The organism is Nonomuraea lactucae, from assembly GCF_003313395.1.
In the GTDB taxonomy this organism is placed as follows: Bacteria; Actinomycetota; Actinomycetes; order Streptosporangiales; family Streptosporangiaceae; genus Nonomuraea; species Nonomuraea lactucae.
The window spans coordinates 1-11,401 of record NZ_QNFZ01000976.1; the positions used below are offsets into that span (position 1 = coordinate 1).

Genomic DNA, 11,401 nt, shown 5'->3' on the forward strand with positions numbered 1-11,401 from the left:
CCCGCGCTGGCGGTACCGGTGCGCGCGCCGCCGGCCCGGTCCGCCGGGCGCGCGGGGCGACGCGCAGGTGGAGGTGGGCGCGGAGCTGTCGGGGCACGAACGCGACGAGCTGGCGAGCTTCCTGACCGACCGCTACCGGCTCTTCACCCTGGTCGCGGGCCGGCCGGCCACCGCCGAGGTCGAGCACGTTCCCTGGCCCCTGCACCACGGCAGGGTGACCGCGCTGGAGCAGGACCTCGTGCAGGCGGCGGGGCTGCCACTCCCCGGCCACGACCCGGTCGTGCACGCCTCACCGGGAGTGGACGTGCGCATCGGGATGTGGGGCCGGTAGCCGCCCCCTGGGATCCTCAGGGCCCGGCGTCCAGCCGCCCGGGATCCTCAGGGCCCGGCGTCCCAGCCGCCCGCCCGCGTCTCGGCGAGCAGCATGTCGACCACGTCGCTCAGGCAACCTCTGCGCGTGTACGCCCGGCGCTGCCGCTCGGCCGAGCTGCCCCTGCCCAGCGCGTCGCGCGCGAGGCCGGAGACCAGCACCCAGTCCCCGGACTCCTCCAGTTGCGGCCGCAGGCCCTCCACCAGCGCCCCGACGATCTCGCCCGCCTCCTGGGGCACGCCCTCGACCGGGTCGACGAGCCGCCCCTCCAGTCCCGACCTCGCCGCCTGCCAAGTCGCGGCCCGCACCGCCTCCAGTTGCACCTCGCGGACGGGGGCGCGGCCCGCGGACTCCAGCCGTACGTGCTCCAGTTCCCTGGCGACCAGCGCTCTGAACAGCCCGGCGACGAGCACGACGTCGTCAACGCGCGGGCACGCGTCGCAGATCCGCAGCTCCACGGTGGGAAGGTGCGCGGACGGCCGGATGTCGAAGTAGATCATCCCAGGATCGCTGATCACGCCCGACTGGATGAGCGCCGCGATCATCCGCTCGTACTCGGCGGCGGACTCGTACCTCGCCATCGGCCCGGCCGTGGGCCAGCGCTGCCACACCATCGTGCGGTAGCTGGCGTAGCCGGAGTCGGCCCCCAGCCAGAACGGCGAGCTGGCGCTGAGCGCCAGCAGCGGCGGCACCCAGGGCGCCAGGCGGTGCGCGACCGCGACGGCCAGGTCCCGGTCGGGGAGCTCGGCGTGGACGTGGGTGCCGCAGATGAGCTGTTCGCGGGTGAGCAACTGGTAGTCGTCGAGCATCTGCTCGTAGCGGGGCTCTGAGGAGATCTTCATCTGCTCGAGGTCCGCCAGCGGTACGCTCCCGGCCGCCACGACGCCCAGCCCGAGCTGCTCAGCCCTGCCGATCACCGTCGCGCGCATCGCGCTCAGGTCGCGGGCCAGGTCCTCCAGCCGCGGGAACGGCCTGCTGTTGGCCTCGAGCGTCGAGCGCTGCAGCTCCTCGGTGAAGCACTCCTGGGGCAGCATGTCCAGCAGGAGCCCCGCTCGCGACACCAGATGCCGAGTCCGGATGTCGACGACGTGGAACTCCTCCTCGACACCCAGGGTGCTCGTCGGCATCCAGGAGAAATGCCCCGATTTGTGCCTTTAGTACCTTCCTGTTCCCTCTCGGGTCCGTAATATCTGCCCGGCTTGCGCCGAGAACGTTCGTTCTCGTAGTCTCTTGGCGCCAGAGTAGAGAACGAACGTTCTCTCAACGGAAGGAAAGAAAGCAGAGGACTGCCATGATCACGCCCCCGTTCACCCAGGAGTCCGCCGTCGAGAAGGTCCGCCTCGCGGAGGACGGCTGGAACTCCCGCGACCCGGCACGGGTCGCCCTGGCCTACACGCCGGACTCCTCCTGGCGGAACCGCGCCGAGTTCGTCCAGGGCCGCGACGAGATCGTGGCGTTCCTCACCCGCAAATGGGCCAGGGAGCTGGACTACCGGCTGATCAAGGAGCTCTGGGCCTTCGGCGGCAACCGGATCGCCGTCCGCTTCGCCTACGAGTGGCACGACGACTCCGGCAACTGGTTCCGCTCCTTCGGCAACGAGAACTGGGAGTTCGACGCGCACGGCCTCATGCGCAGGCGGCTGGCCTGCATCAACGACCTGCCCATCGGCGAGCGGGACCGCAGGTTCCACTGGACGCCGGGACGCCGTCCCGACGACCACCCGGGCCTGAGCGACCTCGGCTGCTGAGCGTCGGCCGGGGACCCCTCAGCCGCCGCCGGGAGAGGAGACTCCGGACGGCGGCGCTCCGGACGAGGCCCCGGCCATCATCCTGCGCTCCACCGCGACGTCCCAGGCGAGTGGCACCCCCGTCACCCACGCCCACTTGTGGCGTCCGCTCTTGATCAGCAGCGTGTGGTGAGGATTAACAGCGCCTCGAACATGATCGCGAAGTGGTACCAGAAAGCCTGCACCTGCAGCGCCTGCCCGCCGAGGAACCCCGAGAAGATCTGGGAGATGCCGCCTGGGGTTGCCGCACGCGGCCACCGGTGACGGCGTGGCCGCTCCTTGACAGGCGGGTCGCCCGGCCGTTTAGGGTCTCGCTGACAACGTTGTCGGACCCGAACCCCCGCGTACCCCGGAGCAGAACTGTGCCGACCTGCCCTCCCGCCCTTCCCGACTCCGTCCACGTGATGACCGACGACACCGCCCCCCAGAGGGCGCGGCCCTCGGGCGAGGGCAGCTGGGAGGTGCGTGGAGCCCTCGTCACCTGCGACCTCGCTCCCGACGGCCTGCGCGTCCGCGCCCGAGCCGGCCGCGAAGGGCTCTCCCGTGTCGTCCTGCGCTGGCGGCGTCCCGTCGCCCCTGGCTCGCTGGTGCTGGGCGACGCGTGGGAACGCTCGTACGGCGAGCTGCAATGGCGCCATCTCCAGCCCGAGCGGACCTTGCCGTGGTACTGGCTCGCCACCGATCCCGGAGGCGACCGCACCAGCGGGATGGGGGTGCGCACCCGCCCTCGCGCGATGTGCTCGTGGACCGTGGACGAGGACGGCGTCAGCCTGTGGCTCGACGTCCGTAGCGGGGGCCTGCCCGTCCTGCCCGGAGAAAGGGAACTGGAAGCCGCCACCGTCGTCGCTCTCGACACCGACGCGCCACCTTTCCAGGCACTCGGTGAGCTGTGCGGCGCTCTCAGCCCGGACGCCACGCTCCCGTCAGGCCCCCTCGTCGGCTGCAACAACTGGTACTACGCGTACGGCAAGGGCTTCGGGCCGGAAGCGGTCCTGCGCGACGCCCGCACGATCGTGGAGTACGCCGACGGGCACCCGGTGCGCCCCTACTGCGTCATCGACGACGGCTGGACAGAGCACTGCGGCCCCTGGGACCGGGGGCTGCCCGGCGTCTTCGACGACATGGCGGGCATCGCCGAGCAGATCCGCGCCGTGGGCGCCCGCCCGGGCCTGTGGTTCCGGCCGCTGCTGGCCCCCGCTCCCACCGGCGCGACCAGGCGAGACGCCGTCCGCCGGATCGGGCACGCGCTCGACGCCTCCCTCCCCGAGGCACTGGCGACCGTGGCCGAGGACGTCGCGCGGTTCAGGAAGTGGGGGTACGAGCTGATCAAACATGACTTCACCACGTACGACGTGTTCGACGTCTTCGCCACCGACGCCCCCGCGACGCTCGCCCGGCCCGGCTGGTCCCTGGCCGACCGTGGCCGCACCAGCGCCGAGATCCTTCTCGCCCTGTACGAGACCATCGCCGACGCGGCTGGGGACGCGCTGGTCCTCGGCTGCAACACCATCGGGCATCTGGCCGCCGGGCTGGTGCGGGCGCAGCGCACCGGGGACGACACCTCGGGCCGCGAGTGGGAGCGCACCCGGCGCATGGGGGTCAACACGCTGGCCTTCCGCCTTCCCCAGCACGGCCGCTTCTTCGCGGTCGACGCCGACTGCGTGCCGTGCACGCCGCAGACGGAGTGGGGGCTGAACCGCCAGTTCCTCGACCTGGTCGCCCGCTCCGGCACCGCCCTCTTCGTCTCCGTCGACCCCGCGGCGCGCACCGATCAGGCCGACGCCGACCTGTCGAGAGCCGTACGGCTGGCCCTGGACGGCGGGCAGCAGGGCGGTGTCGAACCTCTCGACTGGCTCACCACGACGGCGCCACGCCGGTGGCGAGCGGGCGAGGAGACCGTCGAGTACGACTGGTCCCAGCCATGGGGCGCCCGGCCCCTGCCGGTATGAAGAAGGGCCGCCGCGGACTCCCTTGCGGGGAGACTTCGGACTCCCTCGGGGGGACTATGGGAAGACCCCCGGGTCGACTGAGGTGATCAGATCCGCGCGGTGGCGGGTGGCGGCCACGGTCTCCGCGTTGCGCTGGTCGCTGCCCAGCGCCCAGGCCCGCGCGGCGGCGAGATCCTTGCCGTGGGCGATGTGCCGTTGCACCAGGAGTTCGACGCGGTCGCTCTCGCTGGTCTCGATGTACCAGACCTCGTCCAGCAGGGGTCGGACGGCCGCCCACGGCCCCTCATCGAGCAGCAGGTAGTTGCCCTCGGTGACCACCAGCGGCACATCGCGGGGGATGGCGATGGCGCGGTCGACGGGCTCCTCGATCTCGCGGCGGAACTCCGGCGCGTACACGACCTCCTCGTGCGCGGCTCGCAGCCGGCCGAGCAGGTCGACGTACCCCGCCACGTCGAAGGTGTCGGGCGCGCCCTTGCGCCCGCGTCTGCCGAGCCGGTCGAGTTCGGCGTTCGCCAGGTGGAAGCCGTCCATCGGAACGTGACAGGCGCGGGGAGCGAGGTGTTCGACGATGGCTGCCGCGAGTGAGGACTTGCCCGCGCCGGGTGCGCCGACGATGCCGAGAATGCGCCGATCGCTCGACGCGGCCAGGGCTTCGGCGCGCCTCATGAGCGCGTCCAGAGTCACGGTGGTCTTCCTTCCATTGCGCGGCGCATGTCGCGTTGCCCATTGCGCGGTCGCGTTGCCCATTGCGCGGCGCATGTCGCGTTGCCCGAAAGGCCTCAACTGCAACGACGCTATTAACGGAAAACTTACGCGCACACAATCCATTGCGCAATCGTTTACGCAATCGGCGGCGATTCAGCCCGGAGCGTCCGGGGGGCATCCGCACGAGTCACGGTGCACGAGCGTGGCCCCCAGCCGGACCTTCCGCGCCGGCTCGCCCGGTGAGCGCAGCCGCGACAGCAACATGTTCACCGCCATCTCGCCGATCGCCTGCGTGGGCTGCGCGATCGTGGTCAGCCGCGGGTGGAACAGGTCTGCCCACTCGAAGTCGTCGAAGGCCACCAGCGCGAGGTCGTCGGGAACCTTCACGCCGAGTTCGCGCAGCCCGCGCATCGCCCCGATGGTCATCTGGTTGTTGGCCACCACCAGCCCCGTCGGCGGGCGCCGGGACGTCATCAACGCCTTCACCGCCTCCTGCGCCGGTTCCTTCGCCGAACCCCCCTCGGCCACGAGCGCGTCGTTGTAGCGCAGCCCGCACCGGCGCAGCCCCTCCCGGTAGCCGGTCATTCGCTCCTCGCTCGTGGCCAGTCCCGTCAGGCCGGCGATCAAGCCGATCCGCTGATGTCCGATCTGGTGCAGATGCTCCACCAGCAACGCCGTGGGCGCCGCGTTGTCCGCCCCCACCTGATCCAGCTCGGCGTCGAAGAACCGGTCGATGAGCACGGTCGCCGTCTTGCGTGCGCGCAGGTAGGCCAGCGCCGGCTCCGGGTGCGCCGAAGGCGCGATGATCACGGCGTCGACCCGCCGCCCCGTCAGCTGCTGGACGGCGATGAGCTCCTGCTGCGCCGTGTCATGGGTGTCCACCAGGAGCAGCGTGTATCCCGCCTCCGTGGCGCGCTGCTCCACCGCGTGGACCACATCGGCGAAGTAGGGGTTGGAGATCGCGGACATCGCGAGGCCGATCGTCCGTGTCGTGCCGGTGCGCAACGACCGGGCGATCACGTCGTTGGTGTAGCCGGTGGCCTCCAACGCCGAGCGAACCGCCTGCTCGGTCTCCGGATTGACCTTCCGGGTGCCGTTGATCACATGCGACACGGTGGTCACCGAGACTCCGGCGATCCGAGCGACGTCGGCCATCGTCACCACAGCGCGAACCCCACGCTGTGACTATAGCAACCGATTGCGCAAATGTTGCCCACCGCCCTCCCACGGACACGTGCCAGGTGTCCCGACCGCCCGCTGTGGGCGGCTTTCCCGGACGCCGTGACGGCCTGGGCGTATTGTCCGGTTCGGGAGGTTTGGTAATGAATATGCCCAATCGATTGCGCAACCGTTTGGCCGGACCTATGGTGGGGAAAGGCCCCAGCTCCAGAGCCGTCTCCAGTCGGAACCCCGAGTGAGCGCGAGAGTCAGGACCGGCGCCATGGCACCCGCCACCCCAAGGAGTGTCACGGCCCGTCGATCAGGGGCGCGGCAGCCGCGAGGGCGGAACCGGCCCTTGCCGCCGGCCAACTGCACAACATCTGGCACGTTCTTCCCGGCAAGAGATCGTTCAGGAGGTAACCCTCAATGAACACCATTGTGACCGGTTCGGTGATGACGCCACGCGGCTCGACGCCGTGCTGGCGCCGAGGAGGAACCGGTATGTCCACACTCGATGGCAATCCGGTACGTCAAAAGGATCCCAGCCATGTGTCAGCATCAACCGGCATGCCCGTCCGCGTACTCGCCTGACCATGACGCGGCACGCCTGGTGGCCTTCCACCCCGAGCAGGGCTGGGGACTGCTCTGCAACGGCGTGGTGGTCTTCGAGGACACGGGCGAACTGCTTCCCGACGGACGCAGCGTCCCCGCCCACCGGTGTGACTACAGGCCGGCGGCATGAGACGACAGCGCATCGCCGCGGCCGCCTCAACGAACAGCTGGACGCGCGCGTGGGCGAAGTTGATGGCCATCGCCTCCCAGGTCGCCGAAGTGACCACCCGCACGCTCCGTGAGCCAGGGGCGGAGATGGCTTCCTGGCCGCTCTCGCCCAAGCCCTCCTCAGCCGGCAGAGCCCGGCGGCTGACCCGCGCCCAACTGGCCGACTGGCGGGCCGCCCACCACAGCGAGGTCGCCGAACTGCTCGTCACCGAACTGGTGACGCACGCGCTGCACCACGCGACCGGTCCCATCCGCCTGAGCCTGTGGTGCATCGACGGCACGGTCCGCTGCGAAGTGGAAGACGCCGCCGCCCCCGTACCCCCGCCCGTACGGGACTACGCCGAGGAGCCCGAACGAGGGCTTGGAAGCCTCATCGACGAACTGGCCTGCTGCTGGGGCAGCGTGCCCACGCCGGCCGGCAAGGCCGTCTGGTTCGAGCTCCCACACCGCCTGCTCCCCTGACCCTCAGCCGGGCCCCCTTCCCACCGGCAGCCCGACGATCTCCCGCAGACTGCTCCGGAGCAGTTCGACGCTGTCGTCGTCGACCTGGAGCTCAATCCCCAGAACCCGCTCCACGCCCAGCTCCTTCGCCGCCTCCTCGGTGAAGCGGAGCGTCAGCCGCCCTGGAGCGAGCTCACAGCCAGTCACCCCGCCATACGTGGTGCCCCTCTGATCCTCCCTCACCACGCAGTACGTGTCCGCCTCCTGGTCGTCTTCTTCCGCCGGGGCGATCATGAAGATGAGGGCCTTCCCGGTGCCGTCCTCGTACTCGGCCAGGCCCAGCACGATCACCTCCGGATCCTCGTCCCGGCCGACGACCCGCGCGACCATGTTTCCGAGCGGACGCCAGTCCAAATCGCTCTCCTCACCCGCTGGCGAGATCGGCAGGGCCCCTTCTTCAGGCCAGCCCGCGTTCACGCCCGAGAGCCGGCGTGCTCGCGGGCCGGCAGCTTCACGGCCTCGTCCTCGTTGTCGATGCGGAGTTTGTGCGTTCGGTGTTCGTGTGTCAGATCAGATGCCACGCTCGCTGCCCCTTTCCCCCGGGCCTTCTTCACACTTGATCAAGTGAGCTAGACCAGGAACCTACAGGAGCGGCAGGCTCCGGCAATCGCGGGTCGAACCGTTGCTGCCGGGTCCACGTGCCCGCCCCTCCGGAAGCAGGCCTGGGGGCCATGCAGGTAGTCCCCGCATGGCCCCCGGCCGTCCAGCCTGGCCGGGTAGCCGGGCGGGGCGAACGGGAACTCGAAGACCGTCCACGGAAGGTCACGGTTAGGGAACGGCACCTATCGGTGCGGCGAACCAGGCGGGAACATAATGGAGTGGCCAATTTGCCATGGAGGGCGAGCATGCCGGCGACCCCGGGTGTGATGAGGGCAGTCGCCGAACTCCAGACGTGGCCGGACCTGCGGCTGGCCCGATCCAGGCGGGGGGCGCGCTTCCACAGCGGCACAACCGAGATCCTCCGGATGACCGATGGGAGATCCGCCCAGCTCAAACTCACCTGCCCTGTGATCAACCGTTGGGGCTCGGTGCTGGCGTCGTGCGAGCAGGTGAGCGCGTCGGCCGACCGGGAGTGGGTCACGGTCCAGGTCGACGGCTTCCACGACGTCGAGCTCCTGCTGTCGCTCGTCAGCGTCGCCATCAAGGCCAACCGCTGACCGGTGACAGGACGTACTGACCGGCACCCGGATGTTCCCGCGGCAGGAAAACACCGCGGCATGCACTCCTACGAGCAAGCCCAGCAGGCCGTCGACGAGTTCAGGTGTCGCATATACGCGGCTCTGCGCACTGGCGACCTTGACGCCGAACCCGTCGTCGAGCGGGCCTGCTTGCTGGAGGAACGGGGAGTGAGCACCGCCGCGACACAGGAACTCCTGGAACGCCACACCGCCCAGCTGACTGCGGCCGATGTGACCCGGCTCGGTAAGTGCCTGCTCCGCGACACCGGCTTCGAGCCCAGTTTCGCCCTAGAACCCAGTCTGTGGGCGGCCTTGGAGCAGGCGCTCAAGATCGTGGAGCGCGACGTTCGCAGCGCAGGAATCACCGGATCACTCCGCTTGGCCATCCCTGACTGGGACGAGAGCGGTCAGGCCCGGGTGGAGTTCCGCGGCGGTTATCAGGGCAACGGCATACGGCCCGCCGTGGGAGGCAGCGCTCGATGGGCGCTCGCGGCGGTCGCCGACGCCACCCAAGAAGTGATCATGGAGATGATCTGGCAGGTCTGGCCAGTCTGCACCACGCACGACCGAGGCACGCCTGAAGATCGCCACCTGGATTGCTGACTTCTACAACACCAGCCGGCGGCACAGCGCCAATGAGGGGCTGCCGCCCATCACATTCGAACCTCACATGATCGAGAAGAGACACACCTCATCGGCCCTGCTGAGGACCGCTGTGGCATAGAACCGTCTCCACGTTCTCAGGGGATTGACACTGGGCAGATGCCAGTCGAGTGACCGTGAGTCCCCGCGACTGCCCGTCGATCGCTCTACGAGCGGGCACGCAACGGGCACGCCTCAAACTGGACCGCTGTGGCCTTGATTGGTGAGGCGCCCCTCGTTGTTTCTAAGCGCGGTCAGTCATGCCAGACCACTTGGACGAGCTCTACCACACGGCGGTACTCGATGATCAGGTATGTGATCATCCCCGCTCCACCTTCGCCGAAGGTGTGAGTCCTCATGGGGGCGTCGGGCCGTTCCCTCACGAATGGGCTGCCGTTCCAAGGGGCAACCTGCAGGAATACGGTCGCCTCGAGGAACGGTGCGAGTGCCTCGGCCGGTAGGGCTGCGATCTGCTCATCTACCTGCTTGCTCTGGCCGACTGTGTACATCTACAGGTCCAGCTTCACACCGAGCTCAGCAGCCCGCTCGGCCAAGACCTCACGTAGCGGCCGACCTCTGACGTACTCGCCGCTCTCTATCTGCTCTTGCATTCGAGCGGCTTGCTCCAAAACCTCTTCGTACTCGCCAGTCGCTTTCATCCTGGCCATGTGCCGCCAATGAGCCAACAGATCATTAACCGGTGAGAGGTCTAGTTCCTCGGTGGCCTTGGCCATAGCCTGCCGGTAGTCCTTGTCGAAGTGACCGCGGTCGGCAGGAGGCAGGCACGCGCGAATATTACGAGGACTCCGATCACCGTTCAGCGACTCGACGATCTGGTCAGGAGTCCTCGGGATGACCGGCTCGTACGGCTCAGCTGTCACGTTGCCACCTCCGGCTGAAAGCGTCCCGGCCGCTGATCAACTGGACGCATGCGCACGCCTTCGAGCTTAGCCGCTTGCCCGCCCTCAATCTCGTGAAGTGCGGCTACGCCCTGCCGAGCCGATGAGGGTGACCTGGGCCAGAGCTACCCGTCGTGCGGTGCTGGCCGGCAAAACTTGATGATCTTTGGGCGTGAACGCGGTGGCAGTGAACTCCCAAACCTGGATAGACGCGCCGACCATTTTCCGGCCCCGCTCACGTCGACGTCCCAGGGTTTCAGATTCGACTCGGGGCAACGAGGTAGTCACCCCAAATGGCCAAGCGGTCGGGGAGTTCGAGGGGCGGTAGCCCTTCGACTTGGGGTTTGGGGCGGGAGCCCCAATAGACACAGTCTGAGCTTGATCGGCGCGAAGCGCCCCACCGACGAAGGCGATGCAGTTGAGCGGGGTGTGGGGGCCGCGCCCCCACTAGACGCTGCCTGAGCTGTTGAGCGCGAAGCGCCCATAGGAGAGGGCCTTTTCTTGTGGAGCGGGTGACGGGAATCGAACCCGCGCTGTCAGCTTGGGAATTGCAGGGATCTTGGCTTGTAGGGGCAATGACCTGCAACTGAGGCCGGTCGTGAGTGACCGTGGTTGACCCCTCGTTACCGCCCTTAATGGCACGCTAATGGCACGACGATCAGCCCGCGACCTGGTGTTTCCTGCGCGACGCGCGCACGCTGCCCGCCTGATCCTCCCGTCTGCTGTCGACCCGCCCGAAGGGGAAGCGGGCCAGGGCCACGGGGACAGGGTGGAGCCCCCAACTGGAGGAACGACCTTGTCCCCGTGGCCCTGGTCTGCTCGGCTTGTTCCGGGTCGATGGCGGGCGGGATGATCAGGCTTCCACCTCAGCCACTCACGGCCTGGGCACCCAGCGAGACGATCATCCCGGAGCTGGAGCACCCCCGCCGGAGGCGTTAGGTTGAAGCCGTATAGATCGAATGCTCGACTTGGCCACGGCGAAGGGGCGAAGGGTATGGCGATTCGTCCGAAAGCCTGGAGTAAAGAGTCACGTAGTGTCCTGCTCAAGTGGACTGCTTACATCGTGATCTTCTTCCTGGTGGAGCTAGCCGTCGACTACATCACCGAAGGGCCCGAAAGGATCACGGCGGCGTACCTTACGGCGCGCCCTCTCGTGCTCACCTTCTTCTGGCTGATCGGAGTGGTGTTCATATGGCGATGGGGCTATATCCGCGCTCTCAGACGGCAGAACGATACGAACGGAGTTGAGGAGTAAGGCTCCTCGGCGGAAGGGCGTTGTCGGTTCGTCGTGCCTGGCGGCGGGGCGCCGACGGTCGGCGAGTTGGTTGGGCACGGTGCGGTCTGCCTACGGCGATGCCCCGCGAGGCGCCCGCGCCGTGACCGGCCCCCAGGCCGCAGCGCGGCGCGGGGACGCCGGAGCGGGGCGTACG

At 68.7% G+C, this 11,401-nt stretch carries 14 protein-coding genes; 8 read left to right on the forward strand and 6 right to left on the reverse strand.

The window, feature by feature from the left end:
• The coding region (locus tag DQW85_RS34585) for a DUF2071 domain-containing protein (protein ID WP_205315630.1) at window positions 1–331 on the forward strand (331 nt) is incomplete at its 5' end.
• Window positions 332–378: 47 nt separating this feature from the next.
• Here DQW85_RS34585 and DQW85_RS34590 read toward each other — a convergent pair.
• Window positions 379–1,497 carry a carboxylate-amine ligase gene (locus DQW85_RS34590; protein ID WP_113703970.1) on the reverse strand — a complete coding sequence of 373 codons (1,119 nt, stop codon included), beginning with the start codon at window positions 1,495–1,497 and terminating at the stop codon, window positions 379–381.
• Between the two features lie 164 nt (window positions 1,498–1,661).
• Here DQW85_RS34590 and DQW85_RS34595 point away from each other — a divergent pair, with 164 nt between their 5' ends.
• Together DQW85_RS34595 and DQW85_RS34605 are read left to right on the forward strand one after the other, a co-directional pair.
• Window positions 1,662–2,117, forward strand: coding sequence for a nuclear transport factor 2 family protein (locus DQW85_RS34595; RefSeq protein ID WP_113703971.1), 456 nt, complete (start codon window positions 1,662–1,664; stop codon window positions 2,115–2,117).
• A gap of 443 nt (window positions 2,118–2,560) precedes the next feature.
• On the forward strand, window positions 2,561–4,105 hold the full coding sequence (locus DQW85_RS34605) for an alpha-amylase family protein (RefSeq protein WP_205315631.1): 1,545 nt from the start codon (window positions 2,561–2,563) through the stop codon (window positions 4,103–4,105).
• Between the two features lie 54 nt (window positions 4,106–4,159).
• On the opposite strand, the gene DQW85_RS34610 is transcribed toward DQW85_RS34605, so the two are convergent.
• Together DQW85_RS34610 and DQW85_RS34615 are read right to left on the reverse strand one after the other, a co-directional pair.
• Window positions 4,160–4,789, reverse strand: a complete 630-nt coding sequence (locus tag DQW85_RS34610) for a nucleoside/nucleotide kinase family protein (protein WP_240197621.1) — start codon at window positions 4,787–4,789, stop codon at window positions 4,160–4,162.
• A 174-nt stretch (window positions 4,790–4,963) separates the two neighbouring features.
• On the reverse strand, window positions 4,964–5,965 hold the full coding sequence (locus DQW85_RS34615) for a LacI family DNA-binding transcriptional regulator (protein WP_205315632.1): 1,002 nt from the start codon (window positions 5,963–5,965) through the stop codon (window positions 4,964–4,966).
• Window positions 5,966–6,518: 553 nt separating this feature from the next.
• Here DQW85_RS34615 and DQW85_RS34620 point away from each other — a divergent pair.
• Together DQW85_RS34620 and DQW85_RS34625 are read left to right on the forward strand one after the other, a co-directional pair.
• Window positions 6,519–6,713, forward strand: coding sequence for a DUF5999 family protein (locus DQW85_RS34620; RefSeq protein WP_113703975.1), 195 nt, complete (start codon window positions 6,519–6,521; stop codon window positions 6,711–6,713).
• Window positions 6,710–7,213, forward strand: coding sequence for an ATP-binding protein (locus tag DQW85_RS34625; protein ID WP_162795605.1), 504 nt, complete (start codon window positions 6,710–6,712; stop codon window positions 7,211–7,213). The genes DQW85_RS34620 and DQW85_RS34625 overlap by 4 nt, the downstream gene beginning before the upstream one ends.
• A 3-nt stretch (window positions 7,214–7,216) precedes the next feature.
• On the opposite strand, the gene DQW85_RS34630 is transcribed toward DQW85_RS34625, so the two are convergent.
• A complete protein-coding gene (locus DQW85_RS34630; protein WP_162795606.1) occupies window positions 7,217–7,606 on the reverse strand; it encodes an Imm10 family immunity protein in 390 nt (129 codons plus the stop codon).
• Between the two features lie 491 nt (window positions 7,607–8,097).
• Between DQW85_RS34630 and DQW85_RS34635 the strand changes: the two genes are divergently transcribed.
• Both DQW85_RS34635 and DQW85_RS34640 read left to right on the forward strand, forming a co-directional pair.
• Window positions 8,098–8,409: a luciferase family protein gene (locus DQW85_RS34635; RefSeq protein ID WP_162795607.1), complete on the forward strand. Its 312-nt coding sequence runs from the start codon at window positions 8,098–8,100 to the stop codon at window positions 8,407–8,409.
• A gap of 189 nt (window positions 8,410–8,598) precedes the next feature.
• Complete coding sequence (locus DQW85_RS34640; protein ID WP_162795608.1) at window positions 8,599–9,033, forward strand: hypothetical protein; 435 nt, start codon at window positions 8,599–8,601, stop codon at window positions 9,031–9,033.
• 293 nt (window positions 9,034–9,326) lie between these two features.
• Here DQW85_RS34640 and DQW85_RS34645 read toward each other — a convergent pair whose 3' ends face one another.
• Both DQW85_RS34645 and DQW85_RS45040 read right to left on the reverse strand, forming a co-directional pair.
• Window positions 9,327–9,581 carry a hypothetical protein gene (locus tag DQW85_RS34645; protein WP_113703980.1) on the reverse strand — a complete coding sequence of 85 codons (255 nt, stop codon included), beginning with the start codon at window positions 9,579–9,581 and terminating at the stop codon, window positions 9,327–9,329.
• Window positions 9,582–9,953, reverse strand: coding sequence for a DUF6247 family protein (locus tag DQW85_RS45040; RefSeq protein WP_162795609.1), 372 nt, complete (start codon window positions 9,951–9,953; stop codon window positions 9,582–9,584).
• Window positions 9,954–10,965: 1,012 nt separating this feature from the next.
• Between DQW85_RS45040 and DQW85_RS34655 the strand changes: the two genes are divergently transcribed.
• Window positions 10,966–11,226 (forward strand): hypothetical protein, encoded by a 261-nt coding sequence (locus DQW85_RS34655; protein WP_162795610.1) that lies wholly within the window; start codon window positions 10,966–10,968, stop codon window positions 11,224–11,226.
• Window positions 11,227–11,401 lie beyond the last annotated feature (175 nt).